At 37.0% G+C, this 20,097-nt stretch carries 18 protein-coding genes; 11 read left to right on the top strand and 7 right to left on the bottom strand.

What is annotated here, in order from left to right; translation table 11 throughout:
* The first annotated feature begins 11 nt into the window (after nt 1-11).
* The 5 genes from recR (at nt 12) to H0S70_RS05425 (ending at nt 4,201) form a co-directional block, all read left to right on the top strand.
* Entirely contained in the window at nt 12-623 is a 612-nt protein-coding gene (recR, locus tag H0S70_RS05445) for a recombination mediator RecR (protein ID WP_188321978.1), read from the top strand.
* A gap of 69 nt (nt 624-692) precedes the next feature.
* On the top strand, nt 693-1,484 hold the full coding sequence (locus tag H0S70_RS05440) for a glycosyltransferase family 2 protein (RefSeq protein WP_188321977.1): 792 nt from the start codon (nt 693-695) through the stop codon (nt 1,482-1,484).
* The gene (locus H0S70_RS05435) at nt 1,481-2,035 is read left to right on the top strand and encodes an acyltransferase (protein WP_188321976.1); all 555 of its coding nucleotides are present in this window, start codon (nt 1,481-1,483) and stop codon (nt 2,033-2,035) included. The genes H0S70_RS05440 and H0S70_RS05435 overlap by 4 nt, the downstream gene beginning before the upstream one ends.
* A gap of 1 nt (nt 2,036) precedes the next feature.
* On the top strand, nt 2,037-3,173 hold the full coding sequence (locus tag H0S70_RS05430) for an NAD-dependent epimerase/dehydratase family protein (protein WP_188321975.1): 1,137 nt from the start codon (nt 2,037-2,039) through the stop codon (nt 3,171-3,173).
* Nucleotides 3,170-4,201 (top strand): CgeB family protein, encoded by a 1,032-nt coding sequence (locus tag H0S70_RS05425; RefSeq protein WP_188321974.1) that lies wholly within the window; start codon nt 3,170-3,172, stop codon nt 4,199-4,201. The genes H0S70_RS05430 and H0S70_RS05425 overlap by 4 nt, the downstream gene beginning before the upstream one ends.
* Before the next feature lie 61 nt (nt 4,202-4,262).
* Here the strand turns inward: H0S70_RS05425 and secG are convergent, their stop codons facing one another.
* Nucleotides 4,263-4,616: a preprotein translocase subunit SecG gene (gene secG / locus H0S70_RS05420; RefSeq protein WP_188321973.1), complete on the bottom strand. Its 354-nt coding sequence runs from the start codon at nt 4,614-4,616 to the stop codon at nt 4,263-4,265.
* Between the two features lie 192 nt (nt 4,617-4,808).
* Between secG and H0S70_RS05415 the strand changes: the two genes are divergently transcribed.
* Both H0S70_RS05415 and H0S70_RS05410 read left to right on the top strand, forming a co-directional pair.
* Entirely contained in the window at nt 4,809-6,653 is a 1,845-nt protein-coding gene (locus tag H0S70_RS05415; RefSeq protein WP_188321972.1) for a PAS domain-containing sensor histidine kinase, read from the top strand.
* 11 nt (nt 6,654-6,664) lie between these two features.
* Nucleotides 6,665-7,030 (top strand): response regulator, encoded by a 366-nt coding sequence (locus H0S70_RS05410; RefSeq protein ID WP_188321971.1) that lies wholly within the window; start codon nt 6,665-6,667, stop codon nt 7,028-7,030.
* A 147-nt stretch (nt 7,031-7,177) separates the two neighbouring features.
* Here H0S70_RS05410 and H0S70_RS05405 read toward each other — a convergent pair whose 3' ends face one another.
* The 3 genes from H0S70_RS05405 to H0S70_RS05395 all read right to left on the bottom strand — a co-directional run bounded on the left by H0S70_RS05405 (nt 7,178) and on the right by H0S70_RS05395 (nt 10,886).
* Nucleotides 7,178-7,363 carry a hypothetical protein gene (locus H0S70_RS05405; RefSeq protein ID WP_188321970.1) on the bottom strand — a complete coding sequence of 62 codons (186 nt, stop codon included), beginning with the start codon at nt 7,361-7,363 and terminating at the stop codon, nt 7,178-7,180.
* 160 nt (nt 7,364-7,523) lie between these two features.
* Nucleotides 7,524-9,569 (bottom strand): M16 family metallopeptidase, encoded by a 2,046-nt coding sequence (locus tag H0S70_RS05400; RefSeq protein ID WP_188321969.1) that lies wholly within the window; start codon nt 9,567-9,569, stop codon nt 7,524-7,526.
* Between the two features lie 3 nt (nt 9,570-9,572).
* The gene (locus H0S70_RS05395) at nt 9,573-10,886 is read right to left on the bottom strand and encodes a M16 family metallopeptidase (protein ID WP_188321968.1); all 1,314 of its coding nucleotides are present in this window, start codon (nt 10,884-10,886) and stop codon (nt 9,573-9,575) included.
* 340 nt (nt 10,887-11,226) lie between these two features.
* Between H0S70_RS05395 and H0S70_RS05390 the strand changes: the two genes are divergently transcribed.
* The 3 genes from H0S70_RS05390 (at nt 11,227) to H0S70_RS05380 (ending at nt 17,052) form a co-directional block, all read left to right on the top strand.
* Nucleotides 11,227-11,661, top strand: coding sequence for a cold-shock protein (locus H0S70_RS05390; RefSeq protein WP_188321967.1), 435 nt, complete (start codon nt 11,227-11,229; stop codon nt 11,659-11,661).
* Between the two features lie 158 nt (nt 11,662-11,819).
* The gene (locus H0S70_RS05385; RefSeq protein ID WP_188321966.1) at nt 11,820-14,147 is read left to right on the top strand and encodes an ATP-dependent helicase; all 2,328 of its coding nucleotides are present in this window, start codon (nt 11,820-11,822) and stop codon (nt 14,145-14,147) included.
* 190 nt (nt 14,148-14,337) lie between these two features.
* Nucleotides 14,338-17,052: a TonB-dependent receptor plug domain-containing protein gene (locus H0S70_RS05380; protein ID WP_188321965.1), complete on the top strand. Its 2,715-nt coding sequence runs from the start codon at nt 14,338-14,340 to the stop codon at nt 17,050-17,052.
* Between the two features lie 341 nt (nt 17,053-17,393).
* Here H0S70_RS05380 and H0S70_RS05375 read toward each other — a convergent pair whose 3' ends face one another.
* The 3 genes from H0S70_RS05375 to H0S70_RS05365 are packed head-to-tail and all read right to left on the bottom strand — an operon-like array spanning nt 17,394 to nt 19,064.
* Complete coding sequence (locus H0S70_RS05375) at nt 17,394-17,777, bottom strand: DUF3037 domain-containing protein (protein ID WP_188321964.1); 384 nt, start codon at nt 17,775-17,777, stop codon at nt 17,394-17,396.
* Entirely contained in the window at nt 17,764-18,540 is a 777-nt protein-coding gene (locus H0S70_RS05370; RefSeq protein WP_123248073.1) for a HipA family kinase, read from the bottom strand. Before H0S70_RS05370 ends, H0S70_RS05375 begins: the two co-directional genes overlap by 14 nt.
* Before the next feature lie 50 nt (nt 18,541-18,590).
* Nucleotides 18,591-19,064 (bottom strand): 23S rRNA (pseudouridine(1915)-N(3))-methyltransferase RlmH, encoded by a 474-nt coding sequence (locus tag H0S70_RS05365; protein WP_031502979.1) that lies wholly within the window; start codon nt 19,062-19,064, stop codon nt 18,591-18,593.
* A gap of 30 nt (nt 19,065-19,094) precedes the next feature.
* Here H0S70_RS05365 and H0S70_RS05360 point away from each other — a divergent pair, with 30 nt between their 5' ends.
* Nucleotides 19,095-20,096, top strand: coding sequence for a YihY/virulence factor BrkB family protein (locus H0S70_RS05360; RefSeq protein ID WP_188321963.1), 1,002 nt, complete (start codon nt 19,095-19,097; stop codon nt 20,094-20,096).
* The last annotated feature ends 1 nt before the right edge of the window (nt 20,097 follow it).

The following is a 20,097-nucleotide window of genomic DNA, read 5'->3' as shown; positions in this document are numbered from 1 at the left end:
ATTTTTGTGGAATGGATTATCCGAGCAAAGTATTAGCAAAAGCAGTAGAAGAAATTTCGGGATTGCCCGGAATCGGAAAAAAATCGGCCCTGAGATTGGCATTACATCTGCTGAAGCAGCCCGAAAGTCAAGCAATTGCTTTGGGAGATGCGCTAAATAAACTCGTCACAGAAATCAAATACTGTAAATATTGTCATAATTTCTCCGACGTGGAAATTTGTGAAATCTGCGCCAATCCGAAAAGAAATGTAGAAATCCTCTGCGTTGTTGAAGACGTGCGAGATGTGATGGCGATTGAAAATACCGGAAAATACAGAGGAAAATATTTAGTTTTGGGTGGCAAAATTTCGCCGATGGAAGGTATTGGTCCCAATCAACTTCATATTTCTTCGATTGGAAAAAAACTGGAAAGGGGAGAAGTTAAAGAGCTGATTTTCGCTCTGAGCGCAACGATGGAAGGCGATACGACGGCTTATTACATTTATAAAAAATTCAAAAATTTTGAGGTTAATTTTTCTACCATCGCTCGCGGAATATCGGTGGGAGATGAGCTGGAATATGCGGATGAAATTTCATTGGGCAGATCGATTCAGAACCGGTTGCCTTACAACGAAAAAGATTAATTTCCCACACAAAATTTCTATTTTAGCTTTTTTGTAATTTGTGGTTTTTAAGATTTTAAACAAATTTCAATGGTGATTTCTGTGATTATTCCCGTTTATAATGCCGAAGAAAGCATCGAAAAATGCCTTGATTCCATTAAAAAACAAACCTGGAAAGGCGAGTTTGAAATCATTGTCATTAATGATGGTTCCACAGATCGAAGTGGAGAAATTCTTGAAAATTACCGACAAAAAAATCCAGAAATGCCAATTCAATTGATTAATCAGGAAAACGGCGGAGTTTCCAAAGCTAGAAATGCAGGACTGAAAATCGCAAAAGGAGATTACATTGCTTTGCTCGATTCCGATGACGAATGGCTTCCGGAAAAAACCGATAGACAGATGAAATATCTTGTAAATAAGAATTTTCGGGTGGATTTTATTACATCTTTATGGAACGATGAAAAAGTAAGTTTTCCGTATGCAATTGGTGGTAATGGTCTAGTTGCTATAAATCTGAACAAATTATTATTTAAAGTGACCGGGCAAACTTCTACGGCAATTTTTAAAAAGAAAATTCTGGAGAATACGGGCTTTTTTGATGAACGACAAAGATATTCCGAAGATGCCAATTATTGGATGAGAATCAGCGAAAACAACTCGATGTTTCTACTTCCTGAAAAACTTGTAATCGCAGGAAATGGCAAAAAATCTTTCGGGTTTTCGGGACTTTCTGCGAATTTAAAAGAAATGGAGAAAGGCATCCAGAAAAATATTTCGGAAATGTATCGAAATAAACGGATTAATTTGTTGCAATATCTTTTTTATTTTGTATTTTCCAAATTAAAATATATTGTGAGGCCAATAAGAGCAAAACTATGATGGATAAAATACTTTGGGGAATCAGAGCGTTGTGTTATGCACCTTTTTTTGGCAAGTTTGGGATGCCTTCATATCTTGGGAAACCTGTTTTCCTGAAAGGAATCCGGAATATTATTATTGGAAAAAAAGTGAGAATTCTTCCGCACCTAAGAATGGAAACCCAAAACGGAGGAACCATCGAAATAGAAGATGATGTGGTGATTTCTCAGAATGTGCACATTACTTCCGCTGGTCAACTAAAAATAGGGAAGCGTTCGCTGATTTTAGCCAATGTTTTCATCACCAATATCGATCATGATTACACCGAAATTGGAAAACATGTTGTAAAACAAAAAATTACCGTTAAAGAAACAACCATCGGAGAAAATTGTTTTATAGGAATGGGCGCCGCAATTATGCCCGGAACCGTGTTGGGAAAACAATGCGTTGTAGGTGCTAATTCTGTGGTGAAAGGGGTTTTCCCGGATTATTGTGTTATTGTAGGTTCGCCAGCGAAAATCATAAAAAAATATAACCAGGAAACTCAAATCTGGGAGAAAATAAGTGGATAAATTGAAAAACATATTAATTACTGGTGGAGCCGGGTTCATCGGAAGTTCACTTGCACTGAAATTGATTGATCGTGGCTATTCAGTGACGGTATTAGATTCCCTTTCAGAGCAGATTCACAGTGAAAATCCCGAGAAGAATTCACCGCTTTATCAACGTATTTTAGGGAAAGTAAAATTCATTAAAGGGGATGTTTCGAATAGGATTGACCTCGAAAAATCCATAGAAAACCAAGATGCGATTTTACACTTGGCGGCAGAAACTGGAACCGGTCAGTCGATGTATGAAATCGAAAGATATAACAGGGTGAATGTTTCGGGAACAGCGCTTATTCTTGATGTTTTAGTTAATAAAAAAAATGGTGTAAAGAAATTTGTCTTAGCGTCTTCCAGAGCGGTATATGGTGAAGGTAAATACCAGGATTCATCTGCGAAGATTGTGTATCCTAGCAACCGAAGAACGGATTTTATGGAAAAAGGAATCTTCGAAATGACCGATGAAAAAGGTGAAATCATGAAGCCACTTCCAACTTCTGAAGATTCTAAACTTCATCCAACTTCGTTTTACGGACTCACAAAGCTGCAGCAGGAACAAATGGTAAAACTCGTTTGTCCAACGATAGCCGTTGATTATGTGATTCTGCGTTACCAAAATGTGTATGGATTTGGGCAATCGCTTATCAATCCCTATACTGGTATTTTGTCGATATTTTCTTCGCAAATTTTGAATGGAAAGTACATCAATATTTTTGAAGATGGTTTGCCTACAAGGGATTTCATCAACATCGAAGATGTCGTAGAAGCTACGATAAGAAGTTTGGAAATGGATGCCGCAAATAACCAAACCATCAATATAGGAACCGGAATTGCAACCACTGTAAAATCTGTGGCAGAAAATCTTGTAGAAGAATATCAGAAAGACGTCACAGTTTCGGTAACCGGAAATTTCAGAATTGGCGATATCCGCCACAATTTCGCAGATATTTATTTAATGAAAAACCTTTTGCATTATGAACCTAAGGTTAGTTTTTCGCAAGGAATGCAAGCTTTCACCCAATGGGTTTTGAAACAGCCGGTTTTGGAAAATGATTTTGAAGCTTCATTGCAAGAAATGAAACAAAAGGGTTTCCTGAAAACATGAATCTGACAGGAAAAAAAATATTGTTCATTTCAGCCCATTTTTTCGGTTACGAAAAAGCGATTATCGAACGATTGAAAAAATGGGGAGCTGAAGTAGATTTTTATAACGAAAGACCATCGGATTCTCTTTTGTCTAAAGGAATTATCCGCGTAAATAGCGGTTGGTATCAAAGAAGAATAAACCGCTATTATCGCAAAATTTTGGTGGAAATTTCAACAAAAAAATATGATTTTTTCTTATTAATAAAAGGCGAAAGCATTCCGTTTTTCTTTCTTGATGCTTTTCGAGATATAAATCCGTTGGCTGAGAAAATTTTCTATTCCTACGACGCAGGTGATGAGTATCCAAAATTCAAAAAACTCTATCCTTTTTTTGATAAAAATTTCACTTTTGAACCACGTGATGCTAAACGTTTTGATCTGCATTTTCGGCCTTTGTTTTTTATTGATGATTACAAAAATATCCGAGAAATAAAAGAACAAAAGTATGATATAACCTTTATCGGAACTGCGCATACCGACCGTTACGCAATCGGTGAAAAGGTTCGGGAAATTGCGGAGCGACATCATTTGAAAACGTTTTTTTATTACTATGCTCCAGGAAGAACTGCATTTTTGTTGAAGCGGTTATTCGATCGGAATTTGCAACATTTTGACATCAAAAAACTTAGTTTTACCAAACTGAAACACGCCGAAATTGCTGAAATTTATAGCCAATCTTTTTCCGTTTTGGATATTAATAAACCTTTTCAAAATGGTTTAACAATTCGAACATTTGAAGCATTGGCATCCGGAAAAAAAATTCTAACAACAAATTCAGACATTAAAAATTATCCTTTTTTTTCGGAGGAAAATGTGATGATTTTGAACCGAAAAAATTTGAAAATCAGCGAAGATTTTTTCAAAACAAGTTTTTCTGAAATCGATGATGAAATATTATCCAAAATGTATTTGGACAGCTGGATTGAGTGTTTGTTCTTCCAGCATCAGGATCAATACTGGGGAATAAAAGAGCGAAACTTTGAATAAAATCATAAACAAAACGGCTTAGAATTACTAAGCCGTTTTGTTTGTTGTGTAAAGCGTAATGCTAATTTCCTGCTGGAGCCTGAGTATTGACCGGAGCAGTTGCAGGGCTGTTTGTAGCAGGCGCTGTTTGTGGAGCTGGAGCTTCTGTTTTTACCGGAGCAGTTGGAACCGTGGTGCTAGGTTTCCCAGTAAGAATAACACTTAGTAAAATAAGAATTATAATTGCGCTTCCTAAAGTCCAAGTCGCTTTTTCCATGAAATCATTGGTACGTTGTACTCCAAACTGAGCAGATGAGGTTCCACCGAAAGTTCCGGATAAGCCTCCACCTTTTGGGTTTTGTGCCATGATGATGATGATTAGTAAGATACTCGCAATCATGATCAGAATCATGAATAATGTAAATATTGTGCTCATTTTTTGTTCGAAGTTTAAGAAGTGCAAATATAATTAATATTTTCAAATATAAAACATTAAAGTAGGTCTATTTTCGTTAGCAGCAAATGTCATCTAGTAACTATTATTTATGAAAAGAAATTTTATAATTATTTCTTATCGGACATAGGATATTAGTGGTCATCAGCCTATTTTTTTTATAAATTCGCAAGTATGAAAAATTTTCTTCAGCACCAAGTGAGTTTTGAATCTTTAACTACACTTTTTGGTCAAGCACCGATCGCATTAGCAATGTTGATGGGAGAAAATCAGGTGGTAGAAATTGCCAACCAGCAGATCCTGGATTTATGGGGTAAAAGCGAGTCCGTTATTGGGTTGCCACTACTGGAAGCACTTCCCGAAATTAAGGATCAAGAGTTTCCCAAGATTTTGCAGGAAGTTTATCGATCAGGAAAGCCCTATAAAGGAAACAATATGCTGGCTAAATTAGAGAAAAATGGTATTTTAACCGATTGCTATTTCGATTTTCTGTACTCACCAATTTTTAATGATGAAAATATTATTGGAGTCAGTGTGGTTGCTACAGAAGTTACTGATAAGGTTCTTTCTGAGAAGAAATTATGGGAAAGTGAACTCCGTTTCAAGGAACTTGTAGAATCTTCGGATTATTCCACGGCCATTTATAAAGGAGAAGATTTAATTATAGAATTTGCCAATGATCAAATGATTAAAACCTGGGGAAAAGACAAAACGGTAATTGGTAAGACCTTACAGAATGCTTTGCCGGAACTTCAGGGGCAACCATTTATTGATATTCTAAAAAACGTTTACAGAACAGGAATACCCTATTTCTCACAGGAAGATCGTGTAGATTTATTTGTGGATGGGGTTTTACAAACTTTTTATTACAATTTTTCCTACAAACCGATGCGTGATGCCGATGGAAAGGTATATGCAATCATAAATGTAGCCGTAAATGTAACAGAATTAATCAATGCTAGGAAAATAGCAGAATCCGCCGAAGATGAATACCGAAATTTTGCCAACGCAATGCCACATATGGTTTGGAGTGCAGGTCCTACCGGGAAATTAGATTATGGAAATGCTAATCTGTTGAGATTGCTTAATTTAACGATTGATGAAATCGACAAATTTGATTTTACTAAAATCGTTCATCCGGATGATTTGCCTAGCGTTGCGAAAGTTTGGCGAGATATTTCGGAGGATCCAAAACAATTCGAGTTGGAGTACAGAATGTTCGACCGCGAAAAGAATGAATATATCTGGTATCTTACCACGGGAACTCCATTTTTCAAAGATGGTGAATTTTGCAAATGGATTGGAACCAGTACCGATATTACTGAATTTAAAAATCTAGTGAAACAGAAAGATACGTTTTTAGGAATCGCAAGTCATGAACTGAAAACGCCTTTGACTTCATTGAAATTATATGCCCAAGTTTTGGAAAGAATGCTCAGAAAAACCGGCGATGAAAAAAATGCTGATTTCGCTAAAAAAATGGATTTGCAAGTCGTGAAACTCACTTCGTTAATCGGAGATTTATTGGATGTAACTAAAATTAACTCCGGCAAAATTCACCTGAACCAAACCCATTTTAATTTCCAAACAGTTGTGATGGAAATAGCAGAAGAAATGCAAATGTCAACCTACCATAAAATAGAAATTTATGGCGAAAAAGAAGGTACGGTTTTTGCTGATCGGGAGCGTATAGGGCAGGTGATGACGAATTTAATGTCAAATGCGATTAAATATTCCCCCGATGCAGATCGCATCATTGTGGAAACTGAGCATAAAGGCAACGACATTATTTTTACAGTGAAAGACTTCGGAATAGGAATGCCGCCTGATAAAAAAGACCACGTTTTCGAACAATATTATCGGGTAAGTGGCGATGAGGAAAGTACGTTTCCGGGATTAGGTTTGGGCTTGTATATCGCGGCACAAATCGTGGAACGCTCTGGCGGGAAAATTTGGGTCAATAGTATTTTAGGAAAAGGATCTACATTTTCTTTTTCTCTTCCTTTAGTACGAAATTAAATCTAATCAACATGAATTCAAAAAAAATAGTAATTGTAGATGACGATGTAGCGATCCTTGATTCTCTAGGATTAATGCTTGATTTTGAAGGTTTCGAAGTAAATGCGTTCGAACGCGGATCCGAAATAATGAATTATGTAGAATCGGTGTCTAAACCGGATGTTATCCTGCTCGACATGTGGCTTTCCGGCGAAGATGGCAGAGATATTTGTAAAAAGTTAAAAGAAAATGAAACCACGAAGAATATTCCCGTGGTCATGATGTCGGCCAGCCGAGGGTTAGAGCATACCGCAATACAGTCTGGTGCCAACGCTTTTATCGCAAAACCATTCGAAATAGATGAAGTGGTTGATAAACTCCATCAGTTGACTGAATAAATTTTTTATTTAAAGCTAGAAAAGTAAAAGACAAACCATGAAGTTTGTCTTTTTTGTGTGTTATATGAAAGTGATAGTTTAAACGCGAACTACATCGAAATTAAAAGAACTTGTAAAATTCATCTGGAAATTAGAATTTAATCTGTACTAAAGTTTTTTCGAAATTTCATTTAAAAGGTTGAAATGATCGGTTTTCGAAAGATCATCATTAAGAAGATCCTGATTGTTGATTTTAATTCCGGCATCATCAAATCTTATAAATTCTAGGCCGTAATGAGAATGAAGTTTTTCCAAAAATTTCAGATCTTCTATAGAAAGTATATTTTCTGACATGGCTTTTTATTTTTTTTGATTGATGTAAAAATATTTACAATTATTGTGCCTTTTGTAATAACTGTCGTTGATAACTTTCTGATTTCCTTAAAAGATGACGTTTTTTAAGACAAAAAACGGCAACTCCCGCTGCCGTTTTTTATAAATAATTAAATTAAAGTTATTTGAAGTCTGAATCTTTGGACTGGTTGATCTGGTAAGACTTCACGGTGAAATCTACCGGCATTCCGCCCATATTCTGCGACATTTTGTACGGAAGTTTTACACCTGAAACTACTTTGTAATCACCGAAAATAGTAGGAACGGTCATTTCTCCCTGAGGACCTTTCTGCATTTTGGTCTCGCCCAGTTTCATGCCTGTTTTTACGCTGTAATAATAATTGTTTTTATCTTTCTTTACTACGTAAGCATCTTCATCCTCGAATTTTTCAATTCCGGCTAATTTGTAATCTGCGGATTTAGCGAAATTTAATTCTGGGAAAAGTTCCTTTGCGTCGGCAAGTTCTTTTTTAGAATCGTCTGGCAGTGGGGATTTCTGTCCCTGCATTTCCATGTAGCCTTCTTTTCCGTCGAAAACAATCTTCTGGAAGGTGTTGCCCATCATTTTAATTTCCATTTTCATTTTCCCGCCTTTCGCCTGAATCATATTCATATCGAGATCCATACCCTGTACTTTTGCAGAAGCATCTGTGGTGATAGAATTTACTTTCTGTACTGCAGATAAACCTCCGATTGCATCGATGTATTTGTCGGCAACCGTAGCTAACGTAATTCCGGCATCCATTTTCTGGGTTGACGGTTTTGCCGTGGGATTTGCTTCGGTGTCATAATATTTCACCGGATAACCTAATTTTTCAAGACCTTCAGCAATATCAGCTGCTTTACCAGCAACAAAAATTCTGCTTTGATTAGGCATTATCGTACTTTTTACTGCTGCAGAAACATCAGCTGCCGTTACTTTATCTATGGATTTAAGGTAATTTGCATAGAAATCTGCAGGCAGATTCTGCACTTTTTCGTTAAGCGCAAATCTCGCGATCGTTTCCGGTCTTTCAAGAGAACGGATGAAATCTCCCTTCAGTTTCGCTTTTGCATTGGCGAGTTCCTCAGGTGTTACTTTAGAAATCGCATTCAGCTCGTTCATGAATTCTTTTACCGCTTTATCGGTAACTTCATTTCTTACGCTTGAGTTTGCAGAAAAACTTGGAGAATATTTACTTGCAGTCATTGATGAATAAGCGCCATACGTAAATCCGTTTTTCTCCCGAAGATTCATAAAAAGTCTCGCTTCACCGCCGCCGCCTAAAATGTAATTGGCGATCATTGACGAGAAATAGTTAGGATCGCTCATCTTCAGATTATTGATGTTTCCGACCGACACCACCGACTGAACCGCGGTTGGAACATCGACAACATTAATCTCTGTTGCAGCAACATTAGAAGCTGGTTCTAACGGACTGAAAGTTGTGCTCGATTTTTTCCAGCCTGAAAATGCTTTTTCAATCATTTTTTTAGCCTCGTTGAATTTCACGTCACCAACCACAACCAGATAGGCGTTATTTGGTGTGTAATATTTGCTGTACGTATTCTGTACATCAGCCAGCTGAATGTTTTTGATACTTTCCTCAGTTTCAAACTCACCTCTGGAAGTGTTTTTTCCGTACGTAAGCGCGGTTGAAACGCGGTTCGCAATTGAACTTGCGTTTTTCTCGTCGGCTTTCAAACCTTCGATCATTCTGTCTTTTGAGTTTTTTACTTCTGTTTCAGAAAATTTAGGGTTTACAATCGCATCCGCCATCAAACCTAAAACCTGAGGGAAATATTTCGAAAGCGTGTTGGCATTTGCACCGGCTGAAGAGAAGTTTAAATTTGCCCCAAGAAAATCAATTTTCTTGTTGAAATCTTCTTTACTCATTGATGTTGTACCGCTGCCGAGCTGATCTGCCATAATTTGGCTCACACCCACAATTTTACCTTCGTAAACCGGCGGCCTGTCTATAGAAAGGCTCATGTTTACCCTTGGTAATTTATTGTTTTCAACCACCATTACGGTAAGTCCGTTTTTCAGGGTGAAAGTTTTCGGTTTCGTTATGTTGATTGTAGGAGTAGGGCCTGGTTTAGGCATTTCGTCCTTATTGATTTTTTGTGCAGACAGCATTCCTGAAATTAAAAATGCGGCCGCGATATATTTAAAGTTGTATTTCATGGATTATTTTTTTTCAGGTAAGTAATTGATGATGATTCTTTGGTTTGGGTTAAGGTATTTTTTTGCGGCATTCATAATATCTTGTCTTGATACAGAACGGTAAATGTCCAGTTCTTTATTGATGAGATTGGTGTCGCCCATCAATACGTGGTTGGTCGCCAAAGAACTTGCGATTCCCTGAATTGAAGAGTTTGAGTTTACAAACTGATTTTCGAACTGGTTCTGAAGTTTCTGGTAATCTTCCTCAGAAATTAATGTAGTCTGAAGTTTTTTAATTTCAGCGTCAATATCGCTTTGAAGCGTGTTTTTAGCTGTAGAACCCATAGGAATGGCGAAGAATGCAAAGATTCCTGCATCTTCCAAACCTTGGTTGAAAGCCTGAACCTGAAGCGCTTTTTTCTCTTGATCTACCAGTTTTTTATAAAGAACAGATGATTTCCCGTTGCTTAAGTAAGAAGACAGCATATCAAGAATATAAGCATCTTTTTCTTTGTTCGAAGGTGTTCTGTACGCAAAAACATAGGCCGGAAGCTGAATATTTTTATCAGTAACTGTTACTTCTTTTTCCTTTGTAATCGGTTCATCTTTCGGGAAATTTTTTGGGTACAACTTTCCTTTTGGAATGTCGCCGTAATATTCGAGAATCCATTTTTTGGTCTGCTCAGGTTTTATGTCGCCGGCTACAACTAAAGTTGCATTGTTCGGAACATAGAATTTTTTATAAAAATCCTGAAATTCTGATAGGGTAGCGGCATTCAAATCCTCCATGGAACCGATGGTTGACCAGTGATAAGGGTGTTTGGTGAAAAGATTATTCTGCACTGCTGTGAAAAGATTTCCGTAGGGTTGGTTATCCATTCTGAGGCGCTTTTCTTCCTTTACAACTTCTCTTTGGGTGTCTACACCAATTTGGTTTACAGTGCCGCTTTTCATTCTTTCGCTTTCCATCCACAAACCAAGCTGTTCGTTATTCGACGGGAAAGTTTCATAGTAATAAGTTCTGTCGTTGGTGGTGTTTGCATTGTTGGTTCCGCCGTTAGAGGAAACGATTTTGAACCAGTCGCCGCGTTTAATGTTTTTGGTTCCCTCGAAAAGCAAATGTTCAAAAAAGTGCGCCATACCGGTTCTGCCAACAGCTTCATCTTTGGCGCCTACATGATACATTACACCGGTTGTCACCACAGGCGCAGTGTTGTCCTGATGAAGAATTACGTGCAGTCCGTTAGGAAGATCATATTCCTCGAATTTAATTTGCTGTGCGTTGATGATCATTCCAAGGAACGAAACGGCAGCAGCAGAAAGGAGTCGTTTTTTCATATTATTTTTAAAATTTAGGTTATTAGTCTTATGAACTAAGTATTTGTTACATTATGTTAGTTATAAATTATCTGAATACTAAATTTTATAGTTTCCGTATCACAGCAATTTACAGTCTTTTTGTGTGCTCCGATTAATTATTGTATATTTGCACTATAATTTATAAAAGGCTGCTGCCTTTGCTTACTCTATTACCGTTTAGAATTCTAAATTTTTCTTACTCAGTTATCGTTTTTTCGCAGTTGCTTTTATACATTATCACCCGCAGATTTTTCGGTATACTGGTGTCAATAATTAAACCGAATAGCAACTAAAACAAACTTAAATACGATTATAATATATGGCAGATTCTTTCTCAAAAAAAGAAAATTTCAAGAAAAAATTACAGAAACAAAAAGAGAAAACTCTTAAGCGTGAAGAACGCAAAACCAATAACAATAAGGGAAAAGGTTTAGAGGAAATGTTTCTTTATGTCGATGAAAACGGGCAACTTACAGAAACCCGTCCCGATGATCAAAACCGCGAAGGAATTGATCTTAACGATATTCAGCTCGGTGCAGCTCCGATTCCTGTGGAAGACAAAATCCAATCAGGAATCATCACTTTCCTTAGCGATAAAGGTTACGGCTTCATCACCGAAGACAGCACGAAAGACAATATTTTCTTTCACGAAAACAACTGTGCTCACCCTGTGAAAAAAGGAAACAAAGTTTCTTTCGATAAAGAACGTTCCCCGAAAGGTTTTTCCGCGGTGAATATTCAACTCATCAAATAATTATTGAGAAAACAATAATCAAAATAATTCTCATTGAAAGCTCCATATTTGGAGCTTTTTTGTGATTTTAATTAAAATAATTTAACAGTTCGGACGCAGATCTTCACTTTGACTTCCGTATATATTTCACTAAATTTGTGACCCAAAATTTTGTTCTAATGGATTATTTGAAAGGATTAAATGAAGCACAATATCAAGCAGTAACCACTTTGGAAGGCCCGCTGATGGTGCTCGCAGGCGCAGGTTCCGGCAAAACCCGTGTACTCACCATGCGCATTGCCCATTTAATCACCAATCTCGTTGATCCATTTAATATTCTTGCGCTTACTTTTACCAACAAAGCAGCAAAAGAGATGAAAGAGCGTATTGGAAAAGTGGTCGGACAAAGTGAAGCGAAATCTCTTTGGATGGGAACTTTTCACTCGGTTTTTGCAAGGATTCTTAGAAGTGAAGCGCACTTATTGGGTTTTCCGTCAAATTTTACGATTTACGACTCTCAAGATTCGCTAAATGTCATCAGGAAAGTGTTGAAAGATAATAATATCGATGCGGATTTGTACAAACCGAAAAAAGTTCAGTCCCGAATTTCCAATTACAAAAACAATCTCATCACGGTGAAAGCGTATTTCGGAAATCCCGAACTCATCGAAAATGATGAACGTGCGAACATGAAACATATGGGATTGATTTATCAAAAATATGTGGAAGCTTGTTTTAAAAACGGTGCGATGGATTTTGATGATTTGCTCTTAAGAACAAACGAGTTACTCACCAGATTTCCGGAAGTTTTGGCGAAATATCAGGATCGTTTCCGGTACATTTTGGTCGATGAGTATCAGGATACCAACCATTCGCAGTATTTGATTGTAAAAGCTTTGGCTTCGAAATTTGAAAATATTTGCGTGGTGGGCGACGATGCACAATCCATTTACTCATTCCGAGGTGCGAATATTTATAATATTTTAAACTTTAAAAAAGATTATCCGGACGCGGTTACGGTTTCGCTGGAACAAAATTACCGATCCACGCAAAATATTGTAAATGCTGCTAATGTGGTGATTTCTAAAAACGTTCAGCAGTTTAAGAAAAATGTATTCAGTGAGAACGAAGAAGGAGATAAAATTAAAGTTTATCGTGCTCTTTCTGATGCGGACGAAGCAAGTTTTGTGGCTTCGAATATTTGGGAAAAACACAATTCCGAGCAAAGAAAATTTACCGATTTTGCGATATTGTACCGTACCAACTCTCAAACTCGTGCGTTCGAAGATGCGTTGAGAAGAAAAAATATTCCTTATAAAGTATATGGCGGACTTTCCTTTTATCAAAGAAAAGAAGTAAAGGATTTAATTGCCTATCTACGAATTTTGATTAATGAAAATGATAATGAAGCGCTTTCCAGAATCATCAATTATCCGACTCGTGGAATCGGTGAAACTACTCAGAATAAATTAGTGGTTTTTGCGGATTCGCAGAATGTTTCTGTGTCTTCAGTTTTGGATAATTTAGGAATTTATGCCCCACAATTGGGATTGAATAACGGAATTTTAACCAAACTTTCAGATTTCTGGTCGATGATTAAAGCTTTTCAGGTAATGCTGAAAACCGAAAATGCTTACAATGTAGCGATGGAAGTGGCCAAACGTAGTGGTTTGATTAAATTTTTGAAAGACGATCAAACACCCGAAGGAATTTCACGAGTGGAAAATATTCAGGAATTGATGAACTCCATGCAGGGTTTCATCGAAGAACAACAACAAATTGAAGACGGTGATCCTTCATTAGCCAATTTTCTAGAAAACATCGCGCTGTCAGCTGATACGCAAACCGATAAAGACGAACAAGGAGATCAGGTTTCGCTGATGACGATTCACCTTTCCAAAGGTTTGGAATTTCCAGTTGTGCACCTTGTTGGTTTGGAAGAAAATCTTTTCCCAAGTTTCATGAGTTCCTCGACTAGGGAAGAGCTTGAAGAGGAGCGAAGATTGTTTTATGTGGCTTTAACCAGAGCCGAAAAACAGGCATATTTCACTTATGCAGTTTCCAGGTTTCAGTGGGGAAAAATTACCAATGCGGAACCGTCGCGGTTTTTGAGTGAAATGGATGCCCAACATTTAGAATTTATCAATCCTGTTGCAGAAACTCGTTTTATCAATCGTTCCGGCTTGAAATCGAATATTTTTGATGATGAACCTGCCGAACCAAGATCTTTCAAAAAGAAAGAAGAAAAGAAAAGCATTCAGAGAAGCGAAGCTCTGCCAGCTTCACAAAAACTAAAACCCGTTGCAACTGCTAGAATTACCAATCCTAGCGGAGCTTCTTCAGAAAATATTGAAGTTGGTGATCAAGTTCGGCATGACCGTTTTGGAGTGGGAGAAGTGCTTTTCCTTGATGGAACCGACCCTGATAATATAAAAGCGAAAGTAAAATTCCAGCATGAAGGCGAGAAAAATCTGATTCTTAAGTTTGCAAAATTGACAAAGATCTAATCTTGTAGGAAAAAGGAATTAGTTAATCCTCTGTAAATCAAGCTCAAATGCAATTTTTTAAATAAAAAAGATATTGAAAACTCTTCAATATTTTTTTTACATTAAAAGTCTACTTATTTTGTAGACTAATTTAAATGATTTACTTTTGCGGATCGAAATTTGGAAAAAACATTAATTAATATATCATTATATGAATAAAAGAAAAACTATTTTGTCGGCTTCGGTATTGTTTTTTATGGCATCCAATGCCTATGCACAAACCGACAGCACTAGAGTGAGCAATGTAGAGGAAGTGGTTGTTTTAGGATCCAGAAATGGAGCAAGATCCAAAATCGACAGTCCGGTTCCTGTAGATGTTTTCAATTTGAAGCAGGAATCTTTGGTATTGCCTCAAACTAATATTTCTGCAATTTTAAATTCAGTTGCGCCATCGTTTACCTCAACGATTCAAACCAACGCCGATGGAACAGATCATTTGGATCCCGCTCAGTTGCGAGGTTTAGGACCTGATCAGGTTCTGGTTTTAGTAAACGGAAAAAGAAGACACACTTCCGCTTTGGTGAACGTCAATGGAAGTCCAGGTAGAGGAACAGTTGGTACAGATTTAAATGCGATTCCGTCTTTTGCGATTCAAAAAATTGAAGTATTGAGAGATGGAGCTGCAGCGCAGTATGGCTCTGATGCAATTGCAGGAGTGATCAATTTAGCTTTAAAGAACGATACCGGAAAGTTGGGTGGCCAGGTTTCTTACGGAGGAAATTTAACTCCTACAGCTAACGATCATACCGGAGATTTTGATGGACAAACCATTCAGGTTGACCTTAATTATGGTAATAAAATTGGGAAAAAAGGAGGTTTTTATAACCTAACCTGGGCATCCACTTTTAGAAATCCAACTTCAAGAGCCGGAACGGAAAGTGGCGCAATCTACAATGCTTACAACGCGATTGAGCAACGAGCATTAAATAATGGTGTAAATCTTTCTTCGCTCTATAGTAATATCAACAACACTGCAAACACGCAGCAAATCATTGATAATATTCACCAATATTCGCAACAGGTAAACTATTTTTCCCAGGAATTCCAGAATCAGATACAAAATGCCAATACAATTACTACTTTGCAAGGTCTATTAGCAGCGAATGTTACGGATCAGGAATTGTCTTACCGTGGTTTGAACCGAAAAGATTTCAATATGCAAGTTGGGCAATCCAAGCTCAATAACCATCAGTTTTTTGCTAATATCGAAATGCCAATAAGTGATACTTGGAAGGTGTACACTTTTGGAGGTTTCAGTTTAAGAAATGGAACTTCCGGTGGGTTTTACAGACGACCAAATCAAAGCAGAACCTTTACCGGGATTTATCCTAATGGTTACTTACCGGAGATCGGAACCAATATTTTGGACCTTTCGCTTGCGGCGGGAATTAAGGGAAAATGGAATGGTTGGAACATAGATTTAAGCAATACATTTGGCCAAAACTCATTTGATTATACCATTAATAATACCGGAAATACTTCATTAAGATTTGCCTCACCAAATGAATTTGATGCAGGTGGACTGAAGTTTTCTCAGAACACCGTTAATTTAGATTTTTCTAAGAATTATGATGTTCTAGAAGGTTTTAATGCTGCATTCGGAGCGGAACATCGTTTTGAAAACTTTCTTATTACTGCTGGTGAAGAAGCATCTTATACCGCTTATGACATCTACGGAAACCCGCAAACAGCATCCACGCCAAACAGCATAAAACCTACCGATTTCTTCGGAAATTTACTTCCCGGAGGTTCGCAGGTTTTCGGAGGTTTCCGTCCGGCAAATGCAGTGGATAAAAACCGTCAATCTGTTGCTGGTTATGTCGATTTGGAGATGAATTTCACCAATTGGCTTTTGGTAAATGCCGCTGCGAGATATGAAAATTATTCAGATTTTGGCTCTACTTTTAATTATAAAATAGCTTCACGAGTGAAGTTGGCCGACAATTTTAATTTTAGATTTGCAGGTTCTACCGGATTTAGGGCGCCTTCAATACATCAAATTTATTATAATGTAACATCAACTTTGTTTAGTGATGGGGTTTTGAAAGAAGTTGGAACTTTCAGCAACGATTCGCAAATCGCGCATTTATTGGGAATTCCGAAGTTGAAAGAAGAAACTTCCAAATCTGCGAGTGTTGGGTTTACCTATAAAATACCGTCGGCAAATCTTACTTTTACGGCTGATGGATTTTTTACAAGGATCGACAACCGAATTATTCTTACAGGCCAGTTCCCAAGATCGGTTGCTCCTGAATTGTTTGATCAATCCGGTGTGAATTCCGCTCAATTCTTTACCAATGGTATCGATACTGAAACGAAAGGTTTGGATGTGGTAGTTTCACATCACGCACGATTTTCTGAGGCGAAACTCGACAATAATTTTGCGATAAACCTTAACAGAACTAAGCGAGTGGGCGATATTCATTCTTCCGGCGCTTTACAAGCAGCTAATTTAGAGAACGTTTACTTTTCAGAAGCATCCAGGATTTATCTGGAAGAAGCGGTGCCAAAAGTTAAGGCGAGTTTATCGCACAGTTTCACTTGGAAAGATGCTACATTTTATCTTAGAAATACCTATTTCGGAAAAGTTACCAGTCCGGATATTATTGATGCAAATGGCGATGGAGTGGTATCTTTGAATGAACATCAAACGATTACCGATAAAATCATCACTGATGTTTCTGTGGCATATAAACTTACTGATAATCTGAGTATTACATTAGGTGCAAACAATTTGTTTGATATTTATCCTACGAAAAATCTTACTGCTTCTACGAATAATGATCAATTTATTTATTCCAGATCAACTTCACAGTTTGGGCTCAACGGAAGATATGTGTTTTCAAGATTAAATTTTAGTTTTTAAATTATATTTTTGATAAAGAAACGGATTCAATTTATTTTGAGTCCGTTTTTTTGTTTTTAAAAGTTAAATTTTTTGGAATTTATTCCTCACTAGTTATTCAAATAATCGATTGAAGGTCTTATATTTTATCACAAAGACACTAAGTTTTAATTAAGAATAAATACAATCATGATGTATATTTTATCACAAAGACACGAAGGGAACTTATCAACGTTGGTTTACTAAGACACAAAGCTGACTTCTTAATTTATCCGTAAATCTTTGTGTCCTATTGTGTTTGAAAAGAAAATAATCTTCGTGTCGTTGTGTTAAATATAATGAGGTCTATTAAATGAAAGTTTTTATTTCACCAATTCTTCAAATAAACGGTTAAAAGTTGCATCTAAATCCTTTGTTTTCCCGGGATGAGGCCGCGAGGTTTGGATCACCGAACTTCTCACGGCAGTCAGCCAGCGGAATCTTTCGGGAATATCCAAAGTTCCTATTTCGCCACCGGCTTTTTCGCCATTTGCAACATTTTTGAAGTTTTCCAGATTTTTTGTAACATCCTCATAATCCAATTTGGAATGCATTAACTCAAATTTTTTCGGGCACAAATGAAATTCCATTCGGATGTATTTTTCCTTTTTCGAAAACAATACGAGACCGATATTGAAAAATTCTTCTCTCTCAACCATCGGAACAAGTCTTATTACCGCGTATTCGTAAATTTTATCCTCTTGCATTTTTGGCTTCGTTTAAAAATATTTCAGAATTTTCTAATCTGGTTTTCAGGAAATTAAAATAAATTTCTCGTATTTCTTCTGGCGATTCATCGGCGTCGTTCCATTGTAACCATTCTTCAGGGATTAAATTTACAATTGCCCGGAAAACATCATCATTCAAAACTGATTTTGCAAAGGCATCAGCTTTGTCCAGTTCCGAAGCCTGAGAAAGCAGAACGTGATCTTTTACATATTTGAAAGGTGTTTTCGCTGCGGACTCGAAGTTTTGCCAAGAATGGTGGAAATAAAATGATGCCCCGTTATCGATCACCCACAATTCTTTGTGCCAAAGCAAAAGATTGGTATTTTTGAACGTACGATCGATATTGGTGATGAATGCATCCAGCCATACAATTTTCGATGCCAGTAGCGGATCTATTTTTACGGAAGCATCGTAAGCAATTGCTCCGGAAAGGAAATGTAAACCCAAATTTAATCCTTCGGAAAACTTTAGCAAATCCTGAATTTCTTCGTCGGCTTCCGTTCTGCCGAAGTCCACATCAAGGTTCGCAAAAACCAATTCTGGAATTTTCAAACCCAGAACTTCTGTGATTTTGCCACCTAAAAGTTCGGAGATCAGCATTTTAACTCCATGACCAGCACCACGGAATTTTAAAACATATTTAAAATCATCATCAGCTTCCGCCAAAGCAGGCAACGAACCACCTTCGCGGAGTGGAAGAATGTAGCGCATCACCGTAACAGTTCTAAGAGATAAATCCATAAAATCAAAAATACACAAAAAAAGGGAAGTATCGGTTTTGGGATAGCAAATTAGTCGTTGTGATAAGGTTTTCCTTGAAGAATTTGATCGGCACGATAGATTTGTTCAACAAAAAAAAGCCGAATCATTTGATGGGTGAAAGTCATTTTCGATAAAGACATTTTCTCGTTTGCCCGTTGATAAATTTCCTCCGAAAAACCATAAGCGCCACCGATAAAGAAAGAAATCCTTTTTACAGAAGCATTCATCCAAGTGTCGATTTTTGAGGCAAATTCTCGGCTGGTGAACTGTTTTCCTTTCTCGTCCAGCAAAATGATGTAATCGGAATTTTCGGTTTGATTGAGGAACAGTTTTGCTTCTTCTTTTTTGAGAAGATCGGGCGAAAGATATTTTGCATTTTTCACATCCGGGACTTCAGTGATTTCGAAATTCCAGTGTTTCGGGAGCCGATTTTGATAATATTTTACAAGCCCGCTGATTTCTTTATCGTCAGTTTTTCCCATGCAAACCAAATTAATTCTCATTTCTTATCTTTGTTCTGCAAATATAGATTAATGGGCATTAAAACTCCTCAATTCATTCTCAAAATTCGTGAATTTCTTGATAGTATTCATATCCCTTTTTTAGGCATTTCGCTATGGAAAATGTTTGAGATTTATGGGCAGGGCGTTTTCAAAATGCAAATTGGTAGAATTGCTGCGAGTATTTCGTGGAGTTTTTTCCTTAGTTTGTTTCCCTTTATTCTCTTTTTGCTGTCTTTATTACCCTATCTTCCGCATTACGACAAGCTTCAGTTCTATATTTTTGAGGTTTTAATGCATAATATTTTTCCTGCACATATTCAGAAAGATGTTTCCGGTTATATTCAAACTTTTATTCTTCCTAATATGAAGAATATCAGTAATTTAACCATTATTTTTGCATTGATTTTTGCGGTGAACGGAACGCATTCTTTGATCAATGGGTTTAATCTTAATACCAATCTTAGAAGAGGTGCTGTAAAGGAATATTTGGTAGCATTTGTAATTACCATTGCGTTTATTTTTCTCATTATCGCTTCGTTATTGGGGATTTATTATAGCGAAGTCGTCCTGAAACTCTTCACCCCTGAAATTAATATTTCCTGGTTGGTAGATAATATGTCGAAAATCATCGGATTTATCTCTTTTCCTATTTTCTATTTTATCTTGCTGGCTCTTTTTTATTGGGTGGGTTGCCTTAAAATTACTACGTTTAAACAAGCAATGCCGGGAGCGGTATTTACCACAGTTTTATTTGTGATTCTTACCTATATTTTCGCGATTTATGTTAAAGATTTTGCCAGATATAATGTTCTTTACGGATCGATTGGATCTATTATTTTGGTGATGGTTTGGGTGAATATCAATATCATTTTGATTCTTTTGGGCAACGAATTAAACATTGCTATTAAGAAAGTTCGAGTCGAAAAAATGATCGCGGATGAAGTAAAATTGAATGCACAATATTTTGATCCGAATATTTTGCCAGATATGGAAGAAGCCGAAGAATCGCACACGATTACTGCCAAAAAATAGA

It is taken from the genome of Chryseobacterium manosquense, from assembly GCF_014623485.1.
Taxonomy (GTDB): Bacteria; Bacteroidota; Bacteroidia; order Flavobacteriales; family Weeksellaceae; genus Kaistella; species Kaistella haifensis.
This window is presented reverse-complemented; position numbering and strand designations above follow the sequence as displayed.